This window comes from Delftia sp. BGA-UO-ETr-SB1 (assembly GCF_059567865.1).
Genome location: NZ_JCAQOW010000006.1, coordinates 600,172 through 617,027, shown reverse-complemented (window position 1 = coordinate 617,027; position 16,856 = coordinate 600,172). Strand labels below are relative to the sequence as shown.

The window sequence follows — 16,856 nt, the reverse complement described above, 5'->3', positions numbered from 1 at the left end:
ACGCCATGATCAATTCACTGTTCATCTCCAAGACCGGCATGGAAGCTCAGCAGACCCAGCTGGACGTGATTTCCCATAACCTGGCCAACGTCTCGACCACGGGCTACAAGCGCGCCAGCGCGGTGTTCGAGGATCTGATCTACCAGAACCTGCGCCAGTCCGGCTCGCAGACGACCGAGCAGAACCAGTTGCCCACGGGCCTGCACCTGGGCCTGGGTGTGCGCACGGTGGCCACCTCGCGCAATTTCCTGCAGGGCGCCCTGCAGCAGTCCAACAATGCGCTGGACGTGGCCATCGACGGCAACGGCTTCTTCCAGGTCAACATGCCCGACGGCACCACGGCCTATACCCGTGACGGCTCCTTCCAGGTCGATGCGCAGGGCCAGCTGGTGACGGCCAGCGGCATGCCCATCGCCAACGGCGTGACCATTCCCCAGGGCGCGACCAAGGTGTCGATCAGCCCCGAGGGCGTGGTCAGCGTGACCATGGCCGGACAGGCCGCGCCCCAGCAGGTGGGCAATATCGCCATGAGCCAGTTCATCAATCCGGCCGGCCTGGAGCCGCGTGGCCAGAACCTGTTCACCGAGACCGCTTCCTCGGGCCAGCCCCAGCAGGGCCAGCCCGGCGTCAACGGCATGGGCATGATCAAGCAGGGCTACCTGGAAGGCTCGAACGTGAACGTGGTGCAGGAGCTGGTGACCATGATCCAGACCCAGCGCGCCTATGAAATGAATTCCAAGGCCATCACGACTTCGGACCAGATGCTGGCCAAGCTGGCGCAGCTGTAATCGATCTCTCCCCCTGAGCGGCTTCGCCGCTTCCCCCTCTCTCGCTGCGCGGGAGGGGGACGACACCCTCGGTGCGGGGCGGCCCTTCCTCGGTGTCCCTGGGCTGGGACATGCCAGTTCTCGAGGGTGGGGTCTGCATGCGCAGCCATGAACCATTGAACCCGGGAACATCGCCATGACCCAACGAATCTTCTCCCTTTCCGCGACGGGCACGTGCCTGGCGCTGGCGGCAGTCCTGTCGGGCTGCACGACGCTCAATGACCCGCCGCCCGTGGACATGCCGTCCACTGCGCCTCCGGTGCTGATGCCGGCCGCGCCCGTGGCGGGCAGCCCTACGGGCAGCCTGTTCAATGCCGCCAGCTACCGTCCCGGTTTCGAGAACCGGCGCGCGCGCCTGGTGGGGGACATGGTGACGGTGCAGATCGTGGAGCGCGTGACGGCCAGCCAGAAGTCGGATTCGGGCCTCAAGCGGTCCAACAAGACCACGGCGGGGATTTCTGCGCTGCCGCTGTTCTCGGGCAATGCGCTGGCCAATCTCAAGGACCGCTCGAACATCGGTTTCAACAACAACAACGACTACACGGGCTCGGGCTCGACGTCGAGCGACAACACGTTCACGGGCGCCATCAGCACGACGGTGGTCGATGTGCTGCCCAACGGCCATCTGGTGATCGCCGGAGAAAAGCAGATCGGCGTGAACCACAACGTGGATGTGCTGCGCTTCACGGGCACGGTGGACCCGCGCACGATGCAGCCCGGCAGCCTGGTCGCATCGACCCAGGTGGCCAATGTGCGCGTGGAATCGCGCAGCCGCGGACAGGCCGGGGAAGCGCAGTCAATTGGCTGGTTGTCCCGGTTCTTTTTGAACGTTATGCCGTTCTGATTCTCCGGAGAATGGACAGCATGAAAGTACTGTCCATGCTCCTGACATTGCGCCAAGCGCAGCGCCCCTTCTGGGTTGCAGCCGCCCTCGGCGCCAGCATGCTGACCCTGCCGGCGCATGCAACACGCATCAAAGAGGTCGCTGCCATCCAGGGCGTGCGCAGCAACCAGTTGACCGGCTACGGTCTGGTGGTCGGCCTCGACGGCACGGGCGACCAGACCACCCAGATGCCCTACACCAAGCAGGCCCTGGCCAATTACCTGGAGCAGATGGGCATCTCGCTGCCCGCTACAGGCAATTCTGGCCAGCTGCAGCTCAAGAACGTGGCGGCCGTGATCGTCACCGCCGAACTGCCGGCCTTTGCCCAGCCGGGCCAGGCCATCGACGTGGTGGTCTCCTCCGTGGGCAACGCCAAGTCGCTCAAGGGCGGCACCCTGGTGGCCACACCGCTGCGCGGCGCCGATGGCGAGATCTATGCGCTGGCCCAGGGCAACCTCGTGGTCGGCGGCGCCGGCGCCTCGGCCGGCGGCTCCAAGGTACAGATCAACCACCTGAGCGCAGGCCGCGTGCCGCAGGGCGCCCAGGTCGAGCGCGCCGTACCCACCCCGATCAACGAAGGCGACAGCATCACGCTGGGCCTGAACGCCACCGATTTCCAGACCGCCGACAAGGTGGTGCGCGCCATCAACCAGCGCATGGGCCAGGGCGTGGCACAGGCGCTGGACGGGCGCACCGTGCGCGTGTCCGCGCCCCAGGACCCGGGATCGCGCGTGCGCATGATCGCCGAGATCCAGGAGATGCCGATCGAGACCTCCAAGCCCTCGGCCAAGGTCGTGATCAATGCACGCACGGGCTCCATCGTGCTCAACCAGGCCGTGACCCTGGGCCCCTGCGCCATCGCGCATGGCAACCTGGCCATCACCATCAGCACCACACCGGTGATCAGCCAGCCCGGCGCCTTCTCGCAGGGCCAGACCGTGGTGGCCCAGAAGTCCGACATCCAGATCAAGCAGGAGCCCGGCAACATCATCAACATGCCCGGCTCCCCGCAACTGACCGACGTGGTGCGCGCACTCAACACGCTGGGCGCCACGCCCCAGGACCTGCTGGCCATCCTGCAGGCCATCAAGGCAGCAGGCGCCCTCAACGCCGAACTGGAGGTGATATGAGCATCGCACTTCCCAATGGATCGCAGACTGCGGCCAGCAATGCGCTGGCGGCCGACGCCCGGTCCCTCAACGCACTCAAATTCGCGGCCGGCGAGAACAGTCCGCAGGCAGCGAAGGAAACCGCCAAGCAGCTGGAATCGCTGTTCATGCGCGAGATGATCAAGAGCATGCGCGAGGCCACCATGAAGTCCGGCCTGCTCGACAGCGCACAGGGCAACCTCAGCACCGACATGCTGGACCAGCAGCTGTCGGTGGCCATGTCGGGCCAGCCCGGCGGCCTGTCGGATGCCATCACGCGCCAGCTGGCCCGCACCATGGGCTCGGAAGCCGCCGAGGATGCAGAGATCTCCGTGCCCTCCACACTGAGCATGAGCCGCATCGCCTGGCGCAGCACGGCCGGCAGCGCCAATGGCACCACAGGTGCCTGGAGCGGCAGCCGCAGCAGCGCGGCCCAGTCCGTCAACGCCTACGCGCCCGCGCCCAAGGGTCGTGACAACTTCGTCGCCCATCATGGCGACGCCGCTGCACGCGTGGCGCAGGAAAGCGGCATTCCGGCCGCCTTCATGCTGGGCCAGGCCGGACACGAGACCGGCTGGGGCAAGAGCGAAATCAAGAATGCCAATGGCAGCAATGCCCACAACCTGTTCGGCATCAAGGCCGGCAAGGGCTGGACGGGCAAGGTCGCCGAGGTCACGACCACCGAATACATCGACGGCGTGGCGCGCAAGGTCACGGCCAAGTTCCGCGCCTACGACTCCTACGAGGAGTCCTTCCGCGACTACGCGCGCCTGATCACCAGCAATCCGCGCTACGAGAAAGCCATGGGCAAGACCGACTCGGCCCTGGCCTATGCGACCGAGCTGCAGAAAGCCGGCTACGCCACCGATCCCGAATACGCCAGCAAGCTCAGCCGCGCCATCCAGAGCGCCGTGCAGAGCGCGGCACGTGCCCAAGCCTAACCAGAGAACACGTCATGAGCCTTTTGAACGTCGGGTCCCGCGCCCTGATGGCGAACCAGATCGCCCTGCAGACCACAGGCCACAACATCGCCAACGTCAACACGGCCGGATATTCGCGCCAGAGCGTGGCCTTCCAGACCTCGCCGGGCCAGAACATGGGCAGCGGCTACATCGGCAATGGCGTGGATGTGAACACCATCCTGCGCAACTTCAATGACCTGCTCAACCGCCAGGCAGCCACGGCCAGCGCCGTGTCGGCGGCCGACTCGGCACGTGCGCAATCTCTGACGCAAATGCAGGAGGTGTTCAGTGGCGGCAAGACCGGCCTGGGCGCGGCGATCACCGACATGATGAATTCGTTCGGCGACGTGGCCGGTGCGCCCACCGACCCGTCGGCGCGCCAGGTGGTGCTCACGCGTATGAACGAGCTGGCGGCGCGCTTTCGCTCGGCATCGGCCCAGCTGGACGAGCTGGACTACAGCGCCAAGCAGCAGATGGGCAACGATGTGACCGTGGTCAACAGCCTGGCCGGCCAGGTGGCCACGCTCAATGCGCAGATCAGCCGCTCCATCGCCTCGGGCCAGACGCCCAACGACCTGCTGGACCAGCGCGACCAGCTGGTGCGCAACATCAACAAATACGTGCAGACCAGCCAGATCCCTGCGGACGACGGCAGCATCAGCCTGTTCGTGGGCGGCAGCCAGCCGCTGGTGCTGGGACCCAATTCCGCCCAGCTCACGCTCAAGGAAGCCACCGAGTTCCCGGGCAGCGGCAAGATGGCCCTGTACTTCCAGCAGCCCGGCGGCCAGAACGTGGAACTGACGCCCTCCATGCTGGGTGGCGGCGAGATCGCCGGCCTGCTGCAGTTCCAGGGCAGCGACCTGACCGAGGGCCGCAACCTGCTGGGCCGCATGGCCCTGGCCATTGGCGACTCGCTGAACGAGCAAAACAACCTGGGCCTGACGCTGTCGGGACAAAGCGGCAGCAATCTGTTCAAGCTGTCCATGGTCAGCAACGGCTCGACCACGGGCGCGCAGTGGACAGGCGCCACCACGCCGACGACCACGGTGGTCGACTCCAGCCAGCTCAAGGCATCCGACTACCAGATCGTCTTCGGCAGCACGGCACCAGCAGGCAAGGTCATCCGCCTGTCGGACGGCAAGGTCACGGACTTCACCAACATGGCCGACCTGAGCTCCAAGGAGATCGACGGCCTGCGCTTCGACCTCAAGGCCGAAGGCGTGTCGGGCAACACCGTGCTGTTCCGCCCCATGGCGGCGGGTGCCCACGACATCCAGGCCGCCGTGCACTCGCCCAACGACCTGGCCGTGGCCAACCCCGTGGCGGCCAGCATCAAGTCGCTGGGCGATGCGACCCTGCAAATGGGCGGCATCCAGGTCAGTGCCGGCTTCAACCTGGCAGGCTTTGCCGGCGCCGAGGTGTCGTTCAGCAAGAACGCCACCGGGCAGCTGGAATACACCATCACCCCGGCACCCGCAGGCGGCATTCCCGCCACCGGCCTTTACACCTCCGGCCAGCCGATCCAGCTGGCACCGGGCCTGCAGGTCAAGATCACCGGCACGCCCGCCATCAACGGAACCACCAGCGACAAGGTCACGCTGGGCAAGGCCACCGACCCGCAATACGGCACGGCCTATCAGCGCGATGCGGGCAATGCCAGCTCCTTCCTGGCGCTGCGCGACAGCAAGCTCTTCGATGGCTCGACCACGCTGAGCGACGGCTTTTCCACCGCCATGGCCCAGGTCGGAACGCGCACGCAGAGCGCGCAGTACGCGGCCAAGCTGTCCGAGACCATTGCCAAGAACCTGGAGGCGGACCGCACGGCCGTCTCGGGCGTGAACCTCGACGAAGAGGCCGCCAAGCTGCTGCAGTACCAGCAGTCCTACCAGGCCTCGGCCAAGATGCTGCAGGTCGCGCAAAGCATTTTCGACAGCGTTCTGCAGACCGTAGGCCGCTGATCACAGGACAGGAGCATTCCACCATGAGCATCTCCCGCATTGGCACGGCCAACATGTACGAAAGCACCATCAACAACCTGAACTCGCGCAACACGAGTCTGGTGGACCTGATGGAAAAGACCACCTCCGGCAAGCGCGTGGTGCGCGCCAGCGACGACCCCGTGGCCGCCGCACAGGCCGAACGCGCACTCACGCGCATCTCCCGCTCCGAAAACGACCAGCGCGTGCTGGGCCTGCAGCGCGATGTGATCGCCCAGGGCGAATCCAAGCTGGGTACGGCCCAGGACGCACTCAAGGACTTCCGCGACAAGATCCTGGCGGCAGGCAACGGCTCCTATGACCAAAAGGCCCGTGATGCGCTGGTGCAGGAACTCCAAAGCCTGCGCGACCAAGTCCTGAGCTACGCCAATGCCAAGGACTCCAATGGCATGCCTCTCTTCCGGGGACTGGGCAGCAAGGAAGACCCCCTGACCAGCGCCACGCCTGGCGCGAGCTCCCAGCTGCAGGCAGGCCAGAGCACAGGCGGCGAGAACGGGCTGCCGATCGCGCTGGACGGGTTCTCGACCTGGATGAACGTGCCTACGGGCAACGGCGTGTTTTCCGTCTCGCGCCAGTCGGTGGCCGGCAGTTCCGCCTACGCGAGCCTGGGTACCGTAACGGATCCCAGTCAACTGACCAGTGACACCTACACCATTGCCTTCGTCAAGGACCCGGTCACCAACGCCGTCACCTATAGCATCGACGCCTTCAACCCCCTGCCCGCCCCCGGGGGCACCACAACCAACAAGGTTCCCGCCGGTACGGCCTTCCCCGCCGACGGCAAACTCACCGTGGACGGCATGTCCGTCGGCATTTCGGGCAACCCGGCCACCGGCGACACCTTCAAGCTGGCGCCCAGCCAGCGCACCGACCTGTTCAGTGTGCTCGACGGCGTGATTTCCGCAGTCAAGAACGGCGGCACGGACCCTGGCGGCCTGCAGCAAGGGCTGGCACGCGGCCTCAATGAACTCGACGCCGGCATGAGCCGCGTCCAGGCCATGCGCAGCTTCGCCGGCGACCAGCTCAACCGCGCCGACCGCCTTGAAGACGACATGAAGAACCAGGCGGACCAGCAGGAAGCGGCGCGTTCGCGGGCCGAAGACATCGATATGATCAAGGCCCTCTCCGATGTGGACATGCAGAAGGTGGGCATGCAGGCTGCCTTGCAGTCCTATGCCTCGATCCAGAAACTGTCACTGTTCAACTTCATCAACTGATAGCCACCCGCGCATGCATCCATGGTCCAGTCCGTCCTGAGCTCTCTGACCCTCGGCTATAGGCCGCTCTGGAACCAGGCCCGCCGTCTGGCGGGCGTGCAGCTTTATCTTCACGAGGAACCCGGCGTCCAGGCCGACGTGGCCCACCTGCTGCGCATACTGCGCGAGACCTGGGGCACGCAGTCGCCGCCGATACTTCTGTCGCCCCAGTCGCGCCAGGTGCTGTGCGACCTGCTGGAAAACGCCTCCAAGGGCAGCCCCTGGATCGAGGTGCGCGGCGACTGGCTGCAGGACTCCGCCATCTACGACCTGGTGCGCCAGGCGCATGCGCGCGGCCTCATGCTGGTGTGGCGCGGGCCACTGTCCGATGTGCCCGACGCCCAGGCCGCCCACTGGTTTGCCAGCAGCCTGCTGCACCTGCCGCCCGAAGGCGCTTCGGGCATGCAAAACCAGACAGCGCTTGCGCTGCAACAGGCCGCGCAGGCAGCCCAGGCACCGACCAAGCTCCAGGCCCTGAAGCAGGCCGCCAGGCCCACACCCACCCTGCCGCCCCTGCAACTGCTGGGCGGCCAGATGTACGAGGGGCTGGACAGCCTGGCCCTGACCGATCTGTGCCTGGACAGCTTCCATGCGGGCGCCATCGCCGGCTGGCCCGTGGCCGATACGCTGCATGCCCAGCGCCATCACGCCGCCCTGCCCAGCCGCGACACCGTGCTCGCACTGATGCGCGCCGTCGATGCCGAGCAATCGATCGAGGCCTTCGAGCAGATCCTGGGCGAGGACCCCATCCTGGCCTATCGCTTCATGCTCTACACCAACTCCGCAGCCCTGGGCCTGCGGGGCAATGTGGACTCGCTGCGCCGCGGCCTGGTGATGCTGGGATACGGCACGCTGCAGCGCTGGCTGTCCGACCAGTTGCCCCACGCCTGCACCGAACCCAGCCTGGTGCCCGTGCGCACCGCCATCCGGCTGCGCGCCAGCCTGACCGAGCGACTGATCGAGGCCGGCATCAGCCACGACCTGCAGCGCGAGGTCTATCTGCTGGGCCTGCTCTCGCAGCTGGACCAGCTGCTGGGCGAGCCCCTGCCCACCGCGCTGCGCCGCATTCCCGTGTCCGAGCGCGTCTTCGACGCCGCCGTGACGCGCACCGGCCCCTACGCGCCGTCCCTGCTCATGGCCATTGCGCTGGAGTCCGACGATCCCGCACCGATTCGCCAGCTGCGCGAAGAGCACGCCTTCGAGATCGAGGACGTGAACCGCATCCTGCTGCGCATGCTCAGCGAACTGCAGGTGCAGCCCGCGCCTGCGGCCTGATCAGTCCACAGCGGCCGGGTGGGAAGCCTCAGCCGCCGCTGGCATCCGCAGATTCCGCCCATAAAAAAACCGTCTGAACATCAGGCGGTTTTTTTGTGTCCGGCAGGAAGGCTGCGGATGCAGCTCCTGCCGATCTGCCCTGCTCAATGCATGGCGTGGGGCTGGCCGTCGAACATGTGCTCGAACTGTGCCAGCCAGGGCTCGGCCAGCGTGCGGATCTGGGCATCGTTGCGCAGGATGCGCTGCATGATGCGGGCCTTCTCCTTGCGCTGATCGGGCGCCAGCGGCTCGTCATGCGACTTGAGCCGCAGCTGCTCGATCAGCACGGCACAGGTGCCCTCGTAGCGCGTCACCCCCTCCCAATCCTTGTTCTGTGCGGCCTGCAGCATCTTGGCGCTGCTGTCTTCTATGGCACGGTAAAAGTCAATCAATGTCAGCTCCATTTCTAGGTCCCGGCAACGGCTGGCGCGTTGGCGATGTCGCGCCAACCATGGGCAATCGGAGCCAGCACATCCTGCGCGCTTTGCAGCAGCGCCGCGTCGTTGCGCAGATTGGCCAGCGTCAGCTGGGTAATGCTGTAGTCGTAGACGGAAATCAGGTTCTGGGCCAGCTCGCCACCTTCATCGGGATTGACGGAGGCCTTCAGGCCTTCTTCCAGAATGCGCACGGCCTTGCCGATCTGCACACCCTTCTCACCGATGTCGCCACGCTGCAGGGCCCCCTTGGCCGCGTTCAGCGATTTTTCAAGCGCGTCGAACAGCAGCTGGATCAGCTGGTGGGGCGATGCGCCGTCCACGGAGGACTGGACGCCGACCTGGGCGTAGGCACTTGCAGCACGGCGGTTGAGCGATGTGTACATGTTCGTTTCCTTGATGTCTTGTTCTTCGGCTGCAATGCTCAAAAATGTAGAGGCATCGAGCATTGGTTACAGAAAACACGTCCGCCGCTCCGCCCTGCCATCATTTATTCCACTGTGCCACTTGCTGGTTCATGTAAGCGCTCAGCGAGGAATAGCTGCCCATCTTGGCATCCAGGGACGCATACTGCGCACGCAGGCGCTTTTCAAGCAAATCGGCCTGGTCATTGACCCGGTCCTGGGACTTGCCGTTGTCCTTCTTGAGCGCCTGCAGACTCTTGTTCTTGTTGTCGAAGGTTCCTTCGAACTCCAGGGCCTTCTTCGTGAAGTCTTTCATGCGCGCAGCAAGGCCTTGCGTATTGGGCTGCCCATCGGTGCCAGCCGAGGCGAACATCTTGCTCATGGACTCAGGGTCCTTCAGAGCTGCCTCGAACTTGGTCTTGTCACTGGCCGTCGTCCCGAAGGCCAGCTTTCCGCCCTTCTGGATCTGTATGCCCATGTCCGACAGGCGCTTGAGCGTGTCGGATCCGCCCACGACCGAGCCCGAGAGCACGCTGCGCAGGCTGTTGGTCATGCCCACCGTGGTGGCATCTCCCTGCAGCACGCCAGCCACCTTGCTCTCGGCGTCGTATTTGGTGGAGCTGCCCAGCGCATCGTTGAGCGCGTTGTAGGCATCCATGAAGGCCTGGATCTTCTTCTTCATACCCTCAGTGTCCGAAGACACCGTCACCGTGACGGGCGCTGTGGTCTGCTGGGTCACCGTGATATTGAGTCCAGGCAGGGTCTGCTTGAATTCGTTGGTTGTCGATTGCACCGTGATGCCGTTGACATTGATCTCGGCGTTCTGGGCGTACTGCGCCACGGAACCCGTGGTGGCCTTGCCATTGAAGGCCAGGGCCGACAGGCTGGCATCTCCACTGGAGCCGACCGTGAAGCCCGCATCCGCACCTGTGCTGCGCGAGCGCAGCACAAGGCGTTCGCCCTGGGCGTCCTTGAGCACCGAAGCCACCACGCCGGCGCCCTTGCTGTTGATGGCCTGGACCACGTCCTCCAGCTTGGCGCCCGCCGCGATATCGATATCCAGGGGCGTTCCAGGATTGCTGAATTGGGTTCCGTCCGCGTTCCAGGAACCCATGGTGATGGTGAGCTTGCCCGCGCCGAACTGCGTGGCCGCAGGCATGATGCCGGTGGCCACCGATTGGCTGCGCGCCAGCTTGTCCACCGAGATCACCGAAGACCCCGGCAGTGCATTGGCGTCCGTCACCGAAACCGCCACGGCCGTATTGGTCGTGGCAGCATTGGTCAAACGCCACGTATCGGCATTGGCCAGCGAAGTGGCCGCGTCCTGAAGCGTGGACATCAGGGACTTGATCTGCCCGAACGTGGATATCTTGGAATCCAGGACAGACGCTTTTTGCTGAAGCGGAACCAGTGACTGCTTTTGCAGGGCCACCAGTTTGGCGATCATCGTCTCGTCCAGGCCGCTGCCGCTGATGCCAGCTGAACTCAAGGTGGCCATGACCATCCCTTTCTAAGTGCAGAACACCTCCGCGCCACAGCGCAGAACGCGTCCTTGCGAACACGCACACCAAATGCCCGAGGGCATTCCCCGGTATCTTATCGACCGGTTTTTCTGGAACCTGAGGCTTTTCTTGGCCACGCCCCGCGCAGCCAGGCTCAAAAGCCCCGCGGGCTCCTTCTTACTGGATCAGCTTGAGCACCGACTGGGGCAGCTGGTTGGCCTGGGCCACCATCGCTGTACCGGCCTGCTGCAGGATCTGCGTGCGGCTCAGGTTGGCGGTTTCGGCCGCGAAGTCGGCGTCCATGATGCGCGAGCGTGCCGCCGATGTATTTTCGGCCGCCACCTGCAGGTTCGAGATCACAGCCTCAAAGCGGTTCTGGGCAGCACCAAAAGTGGCGCGTGTATTGTTGATTTCGTCCAACGCCGTATCGATCGCGGCCATCGACAGGCGTGCGTCACCCGCAGTGCCGGTACCCGAACCGAGCAAGGAGCCCAGGGACCCGCCCAACGAAGGAGGCGTCGTTCCTGCATTGACTCCCAAACCACCCGGAGTGGAGCCTGTCAAATCCACTGCGGAAATCGTGATCTGATTGTCAGGTCCGGTGTTGGCGCCCACCTGGAAGACTGTAGGACTAGAGCTATTCAGCAGGGGACGACCGTTGAAGCTTGTGCTTCCAACGATACGTGCAATTTCCTGCGCCAGCTGCTGAAACTCTTTGTCCAGCGAGCCACGATCGGTGGAGCCGTTGGTGTCGTTGGCAGCTTGAACAGCGAGTTCGCGCATGCGTTGCAGACTATCGCCGATCTTGCCCAGCGCGCCTTCGGCCGTCTGCGCCATGGAAATGCCGTCGTTGGCATTGCGCATGGCCACATTCATGCCTCGCACCTGAGCGTTCATGCGCTCGGCGATGGCCAGACCCGCCGCGTCGTCCTTTGCACTGTTGACACGCAGACCCGAAGACAGGCGCTGCATGGTCGTGCTCAGCGACGACTGGGACGTGCTGAGATTGCGCTGGGCGTTAAGCGAAACAAGATTGGTGTTGATGATGGATGCCATGGGCAGCTCCTCGTTAGGCATGAACAATAGCCAACCGTTCGACGACCCCAAGCCGCCAGAACGCCAGACAGCACGCCAGAACTTCCAGCCCTGCCTATCTGATGTGGACGATTGTGCGGAAAAGCCCCCTCACCAAAGCGCCGATAAAGCCCATGATCCGGCGCCAATTCACCCTTCGAACACCCTCTTGGCCAACCTTTTCGCCCATAAAAAAACCCCAGGCAGATGCTTGGGGCTTGGAGAATTCCGGCCGCCTCCTGCTTGGGAAGGCCACCGGACTCGCACGATCAGCGCAGCAGGGCCAGAACGCCTTGGGGCAGTTGGTTGGCCTGGGCCACCATCGCTGTACCGGCCTGCTGCAGGATCTGCGCACGGCTCAGGTTGGCTGTTTCCGATGCAAAGTCGGCATCCGTGATGCGGCTGCGTGCCGACGCGGTGTTTTCGGACGCCACCTGCAGGTTGGAGATCACTGCATCGAAACGGTTCTGCGAGGCACCGAAGTCAGCGCGCTTGCCGTTGACGGCATCGATGGCGCTATCCAGGGCAGTGACTGCCGTCAGGGCCGTGGCGGCCGTGGAACCCAGCGTTGCGCCGGCACCTGTACCCTGAGCCACGGTGCCCATGGCAGACGCCAGATCGGACGTGGTAATGGAGATCTGGTTGTCGCTTGCCGTGTTGGAGCCGATCTGGAACTGGAATGTGCCGGAATTGCCACCCGAACCTGTCAGCAGCTCTTGGCCGTTGAACTTGGTGTTCTTGATCACGCGGGCGTTTTCTTCGGCCAGCTGCTTGAATTCCTTGTCCATCGAGCCGCGGTCGGCCGTGCCGTTGGTGTCGTTGGCCGCCTGGACTGCCAGTTCACGCATACGCTGCAGGTTCTCACCGATCTTGCCCAGCGCGCCTTCTGCGGTCTGCGACAGAGAGATGCCGTCGTTGGCGTTGCGCACAGCCACGTTCATACCGCGGACTTGGGCGTTCATGCGTTCGGCGATGGCCAGGCCAGCGGCATCGTCCTTGGCGCTGTTGACGCGCAGGCCGGAGGACAGGCGTTGCATGGTGGTGGACAGCGAGCTTTGCGAAGCACCCAGGTTGCGTTGGGCGTTCAGCGATTGCACGTTGGTGTTGATAGACATGGCCATGGTGACAACTCCTAGTAAATTCAGTTACGTCGCCGCCACGGTGCCCTCGCTTATCGCAAGGCGGGCGGCGGCGGCCCAATCCAACCATCAGCCGCTTTCACATCGATTTACGCGGCTTTTGGTGGGCTCAGGACTTTTTGTCCCTCTGCTGAGTTGGTTTTCGGAGCTGCCCTGGCGAACTTTAGGGGCGTCGCAAAGATTTTTTGATGCCAGCCTGACACTTTGCCCAGACGACCCCTCCCGCACCGGCCACAAGATATAGATGCGCCCGCGCCAACTCCAGGGGTCTGCGGCCAAGCGTGGATGTCCGAGAAGCACGGCACCTGCGGCAGTACACAAAACAAACCGCACTTTCCTGTCCAGTTCCATCGTTCGCGCCCGAGCGGCTCTGCCAGAATCCGTCGTATTTCGTGCCTGCATGGGCGAAGCCCACCCAGCCGCCCAAGCGACTTGGCGGCCAAGCCCGGGCACGATGTTTTTCACTAGGAACACCGTCCATGCCCTCCATTGAACAATTCATCGAAAGCTTTCTGACCGCCGTGGACTTCCAGGAGGCCGTGGAAGTGACGCCAGAGACCGAACTCAAGCGCCTGCCCGAATGGGACTCGCTGGCCGCACTGGGCGTGATCGTCATGTTCGACGTAGATTTCGGCAAAACCATCACGGGCGACGATCTCAAGAACTGCGCGACCATCAACGACCTCTACCAACTGCTGGGCTGAACGACATGACGCTGTCCACCCTGCACAACGTGCGATTCGCGGGCATGGCCAGCTGCGTGCCACGGCAAGTCGTACACAACATCAACGACGTCCCCCCCCATCTGCGTTCAGAGCGTGAGCGCCTGGTGCGCAACATCGGCATACTGACGCGCAGGGTCTGTCCGAGTTGGCAGTGCTTTTCGGACCTGGCGTTCGATGCGGCCGAAAAGCTGCTCACCGAGCTGCAATGGGCCCGCGAAGAGGTCGATGCACTGATCGTGGTCACCCAGTCGCCGGACTACCTGACCCCGGCCACGGCCATCATCTTGCAGGACCGCCTGGGACTGCCGCACGGTACCGTGGCCTTTGATGTCAACCTGGGTTGCTCCGGTTATCCGTTCGCGGTGCAGATCCTGGGCTCCATGGTGGCCTCGGGCGTCGTCAAGAAGGGCTTGATCCTGCTGGGAGACCGGTCCAGCTACAAGCACAAGGACTCGCTCAAGGACCCGCTGTTCTCCGATGCCGCCACTGCGACAGCGCTGGAATACCAGCCCGGAGCACCCCCCATGCATTTCGACCTGAACAGCGATGGCAGCGGACACAAGGCCATCATGGTCCCGGTAGGCGGGCATCGCCAGCCCTTTGAACTCGAACATGCGATTGCGCGCAAGGGTGAAGATGGCTTCTGGTACTCCAACCTGGACCTGGTGCTCGACGGCCCTGCCGTGCTGAGTTTTTCCACACAGCGCGTCCCTCCCATGGTCGAGCGCCTGATGCAGTACTCCGGCAGGAACAAGGAAGAGGTGGACTACTTCATCTTTCACCAGGCCAACCGCATGATCAACGAGACGATACGCAAGAAGCTCGGCCTGCCCGCCGAGAAAGTGCCGTCATCCCTGCAGGAGTTCGGCAATACCAGCGGTGCTTCATTGCCGGTCACCATGACCACGCGCCTGCGCGATGCGCTGGCCGAGGGAAAAAAGCGGCTGTTGCTGTGCGGTTTCGGTGTGGGTCTTTCCTGGGGCGGAGCCATTGTGGAAGTGGAATCTGGCTGCTTTCCTGCACTGGTCGAGGCATGATGGATCAGGATCCGTTCTCCCTGGCGGGGAAACGCATTCTGGTCACGGGGGCGTCTTCGGGCATAGGCCGGCAGGTCGCGCTGAGTTGCGCCGACATGGGAGCGCAACTGATCATCACCGGACGGGACCCGCAACGCCTGCAAGCCACAGCCGATGAACTGCCCGGCAGCGGCCACTTGGCGGTGATTGCTGATCTTGCACAACCTGTCGATCTGGCTCGGCTGGTCGAGCAAACTGGCGTAATCAACGGTCTGGTGCATGCTGCCGGCATTTCCAGGCTGGTGCCTTTTCGCATGATCAGCCAGGCGCATCTGAGCGAGATGTTTGAACACAATACCTATGCTCCGATGATGCTGACCAAGGAGCTATTGGGCAAAAAGCGCGTGGTGGCCGGCGGCTCCATCGTGTTCATTTCTGCCCTGGCATCACACAGCGGGGCCCAGGCCACAGCAGCCTATGCCGCAAGCAAATCGGCCCTGCTGGGAGCCATGCGTTCACTGGCCATCGAAGTCGCCAAGCATGGCATACGTGCCAACTGCATCGCACCAGGTTACGTTCGCACCCCCATGCTGAACGGACTGAGCCAAGGCGGTGCCCAGATGGAGCGCCTGATTGAGCAGACACCGTTGGGCCTGGGCGATCCTCAGGATATAGCCTATGCCGCGGCCTTCCATCTCGCAGATGCCAGCCGCTGGATCACCGGCAACTACTTCATCCTGGACGGAGGACTGAGTACCTCAATGGACATCTACGCATGAGCAGCGCGGCCATCTCTCCTTTTTCCATGCAAGGAAAGACAGTGCTGGTCACAGGTGCCTCTTCAGGCCTGGGCCGGCATATCGCTATCACACTGGCGCGAAGAGGTGCTCGCTTGGTGATCACCGGGCGTGATGCGGACAGGCTGAGGCAATGCCATGAAGCTCTGCAAGGCGAAGGCCATGCGCAGATCACGGCCGACCTGACCCTGCCCAAGGACCGGGACCGCGTGGTCCAGGCCAGCATTGGCATCCATGGTCTGCTGCACTGCGCAGGACTGCATCAGGCAACCCCTGTCAATGCACTGACCGAAGAACTCATGACGCGCATGTACCAGATCAATTTCCTGGCTCCTGTGATGCTCACCCAGCACCTGCTGCAGGTCGGCGCCGTGGCGCAAAAAGGCTCCATCGTCTTCATGCTATCCACCGCTGCGCACAGCGGCATGGAACGGCTAGGCCCTTATGCAGCCATGAAGGCCGGGCTGTGGGGTCTCATCAAATGCCTCGCACTGGAACAGGCTTCTCAGAAAATCCGCGTCAACGGCATCTCACCCGCAGTCATTGGCACGCCGCCTGCCGAGTCGGGCCACCAGATCCTGGTGGCAGACAAGGCTCTCCATCCGCTGGGCCATGGCACGCCCGATGACGTTGCCCATGCAGCCATCTACCTGCTGTCCGATGCCAGCCGGTGGGTGACAGGAACCAGCCTGATCCTGGATGGCGGAGCAGCGCACTGATGAAAAGGGTCTACATCATTGGTGCTGGTGGCTGGGGCCGGGAAGTCCTTGTCCAGATGTGTGATGCGGTCGAGCATGGCCAGGACTGGAAGATCGCCGGCTTTCTGGATACACGGCCCCACATGCTCAACGGCATTGACTGCGGCGTGACCATCGTCGGAAGCCCCCTGACCCACATGCCGCAGCCGGACGAAGCATTCGTCTGCGCCATCGGCCTGCCACGCCCACGCCAGCAGTTTTCCCAGCCCATACTGGATAAAGGGGGTGAATTCATGCACGTACGCACCCCTTACAACACCGTAGGCTACCTGAGCGTGCGCGTGCATCTTGGAACAGGCTGCTTCTGGGCGCCACGCGTGCAAGTCAGCCCTGATGTCCACATCGGCGACTTTGCCAACATCCACAGCGGCACCATCATAGGTCACGACGTGCATATCGGCAACTATGCGCAGATAGGCGCCATGACCTTCATCGGGGGAGGTGCACAAATCGGCGACTATGCCATCGTGCATCCGCACGCCACGATCACGCCGGGCGTCAAAGTTGGCGAAGGCGCGACCGTGGGCGCCGGTTCTGTAGTGCTCAAGAACGTGCCCGCCGGCTCCACCGTGTTCGGCAATCCTGCACGCGTGATCTTCTAAAAACCCGAAGCCGACAGG

Annotated in this window: 17 protein-coding genes; 12 read left to right on the top strand and 5 right to left on the bottom strand. The window is 63.7% G+C overall.

Features of this window, described 5'->3' with window-relative positions:
- The first annotated feature begins 5 nt into the window (after positions 1 to 5).
- The 7 genes from flgG (at position 6) to AC57B5_RS21585 (ending at position 8,348) form a co-directional block, all read left to right on the top strand.
- Positions 6 to 788, top strand: coding sequence for a flagellar basal-body rod protein FlgG (flgG, locus tag AC57B5_RS21615; RefSeq protein WP_013800362.1), 783 nt, complete (start codon positions 6 to 8; stop codon positions 786 to 788).
- Between the two features lie 175 nt (positions 789 to 963).
- The gene (locus AC57B5_RS21610) at positions 964 to 1,671 is read left to right on the top strand and encodes a flagellar basal body L-ring protein FlgH (RefSeq protein WP_063327631.1); all 708 of its coding nucleotides are present in this window, start codon (positions 964 to 966) and stop codon (positions 1,669 to 1,671) included.
- Between the two features lie 20 nt (positions 1,672 to 1,691).
- Positions 1,692 to 2,840, top strand: a complete 1,149-nt coding sequence (locus AC57B5_RS21605) for a flagellar basal body P-ring protein FlgI (protein ID WP_012202558.1) — start codon at positions 1,692 to 1,694, stop codon at positions 2,838 to 2,840.
- On the top strand, positions 2,837 to 3,799 hold the full coding sequence (flgJ, locus tag AC57B5_RS21600; protein WP_012202557.1) for a flagellar assembly peptidoglycan hydrolase FlgJ: 963 nt from the start codon (positions 2,837 to 2,839) through the stop codon (positions 3,797 to 3,799). The genes AC57B5_RS21605 and flgJ overlap by 4 nt, the downstream gene beginning before the upstream one ends.
- Before the next feature lie 14 nt (positions 3,800 to 3,813).
- On the top strand, positions 3,814 to 5,778 hold the full coding sequence (gene flgK, locus AC57B5_RS21595) for a flagellar hook-associated protein FlgK (RefSeq protein WP_097204369.1): 1,965 nt from the start codon (positions 3,814 to 3,816) through the stop codon (positions 5,776 to 5,778).
- Between the two features lie 23 nt (positions 5,779 to 5,801).
- Positions 5,802 to 7,034, top strand: a complete 1,233-nt coding sequence (gene flgL, locus AC57B5_RS21590) for a flagellar hook-associated protein FlgL (RefSeq protein ID WP_034398045.1) — start codon at positions 5,802 to 5,804, stop codon at positions 7,032 to 7,034.
- 21 nt (positions 7,035 to 7,055) lie between these two features.
- Positions 7,056 to 8,348 carry an HDOD domain-containing protein gene (locus AC57B5_RS21585; RefSeq protein ID WP_496400297.1) on the top strand — a complete coding sequence of 431 codons (1,293 nt, stop codon included), beginning with the start codon at positions 7,056 to 7,058 and terminating at the stop codon, positions 8,346 to 8,348.
- 143 nt (positions 8,349 to 8,491) lie between these two features.
- Here AC57B5_RS21585 and AC57B5_RS21580 read toward each other — a convergent pair whose 3' ends face one another.
- The 5 genes from AC57B5_RS21580 to AC57B5_RS21560 all read right to left on the bottom strand — a co-directional run bounded on the left by AC57B5_RS21580 (position 8,492) and on the right by AC57B5_RS21560 (position 12,922).
- A complete protein-coding gene (locus AC57B5_RS21580) occupies positions 8,492 to 8,791 on the bottom strand; it encodes a flagellar protein FliT (RefSeq protein ID WP_012202553.1) in 300 nt (99 codons plus the stop codon).
- 2 nt (positions 8,792 to 8,793) lie between these two features.
- Complete coding sequence (fliS, locus tag AC57B5_RS21575; RefSeq protein WP_496400296.1) at positions 8,794 to 9,207, bottom strand: flagellar export chaperone FliS; 414 nt, start codon at positions 9,205 to 9,207, stop codon at positions 8,794 to 8,796.
- Positions 9,208 to 9,307: 100 nt separating this feature from the next.
- Complete coding sequence (gene fliD, locus AC57B5_RS21570) at positions 9,308 to 10,723, bottom strand: flagellar filament capping protein FliD (protein WP_034399134.1); 1,416 nt, start codon at positions 10,721 to 10,723, stop codon at positions 9,308 to 9,310.
- 181 nt (positions 10,724 to 10,904) lie between these two features.
- On the bottom strand, positions 10,905 to 11,783 hold the full coding sequence (locus AC57B5_RS21565) for a flagellin domain-containing protein (protein WP_034399132.1): 879 nt from the start codon (positions 11,781 to 11,783) through the stop codon (positions 10,905 to 10,907).
- A 287-nt stretch (positions 11,784 to 12,070) separates the two neighbouring features.
- Complete coding sequence (locus AC57B5_RS21560) at positions 12,071 to 12,922, bottom strand: flagellin domain-containing protein (RefSeq protein ID WP_034398040.1); 852 nt, start codon at positions 12,920 to 12,922, stop codon at positions 12,071 to 12,073.
- A gap of 497 nt (positions 12,923 to 13,419) precedes the next feature.
- On the opposite strand from AC57B5_RS21560, the gene AC57B5_RS21555 reads away from it, so the two are divergent.
- From AC57B5_RS21555 to AC57B5_RS21535, 5 genes are read left to right on the top strand one after another with little or no spacing between them, the layout of a single operon-like run.
- Positions 13,420 to 13,644 carry an acyl carrier protein gene (locus AC57B5_RS21555; protein WP_034398038.1) on the top strand — a complete coding sequence of 75 codons (225 nt, stop codon included), beginning with the start codon at positions 13,420 to 13,422 and terminating at the stop codon, positions 13,642 to 13,644.
- 5 nt (positions 13,645 to 13,649) lie between these two features.
- Positions 13,650 to 14,702, top strand: coding sequence for a ketoacyl-ACP synthase III (locus tag AC57B5_RS21550; RefSeq protein ID WP_496400295.1), 1,053 nt, complete (start codon positions 13,650 to 13,652; stop codon positions 14,700 to 14,702).
- A complete protein-coding gene (locus AC57B5_RS21545; RefSeq protein WP_034398034.1) occupies positions 14,699 to 15,460 on the top strand; it encodes an SDR family NAD(P)-dependent oxidoreductase in 762 nt (253 codons plus the stop codon). Before AC57B5_RS21550 ends, AC57B5_RS21545 begins: the two co-directional genes overlap by 4 nt.
- Positions 15,457 to 16,197 (top strand): SDR family NAD(P)-dependent oxidoreductase, encoded by a 741-nt coding sequence (locus AC57B5_RS21540; RefSeq protein ID WP_496400294.1) that lies wholly within the window; start codon positions 15,457 to 15,459, stop codon positions 16,195 to 16,197. Before AC57B5_RS21545 ends, AC57B5_RS21540 begins: the two co-directional genes overlap by 4 nt.
- Positions 16,197 to 16,838 carry a NeuD/PglB/VioB family sugar acetyltransferase gene (locus AC57B5_RS21535; RefSeq protein ID WP_496400293.1) on the top strand — a complete coding sequence of 214 codons (642 nt, stop codon included), beginning with the start codon at positions 16,197 to 16,199 and terminating at the stop codon, positions 16,836 to 16,838. The genes AC57B5_RS21540 and AC57B5_RS21535 overlap by 1 nt, the downstream gene beginning before the upstream one ends.
- Positions 16,839 to 16,856 lie beyond the last annotated feature (18 nt).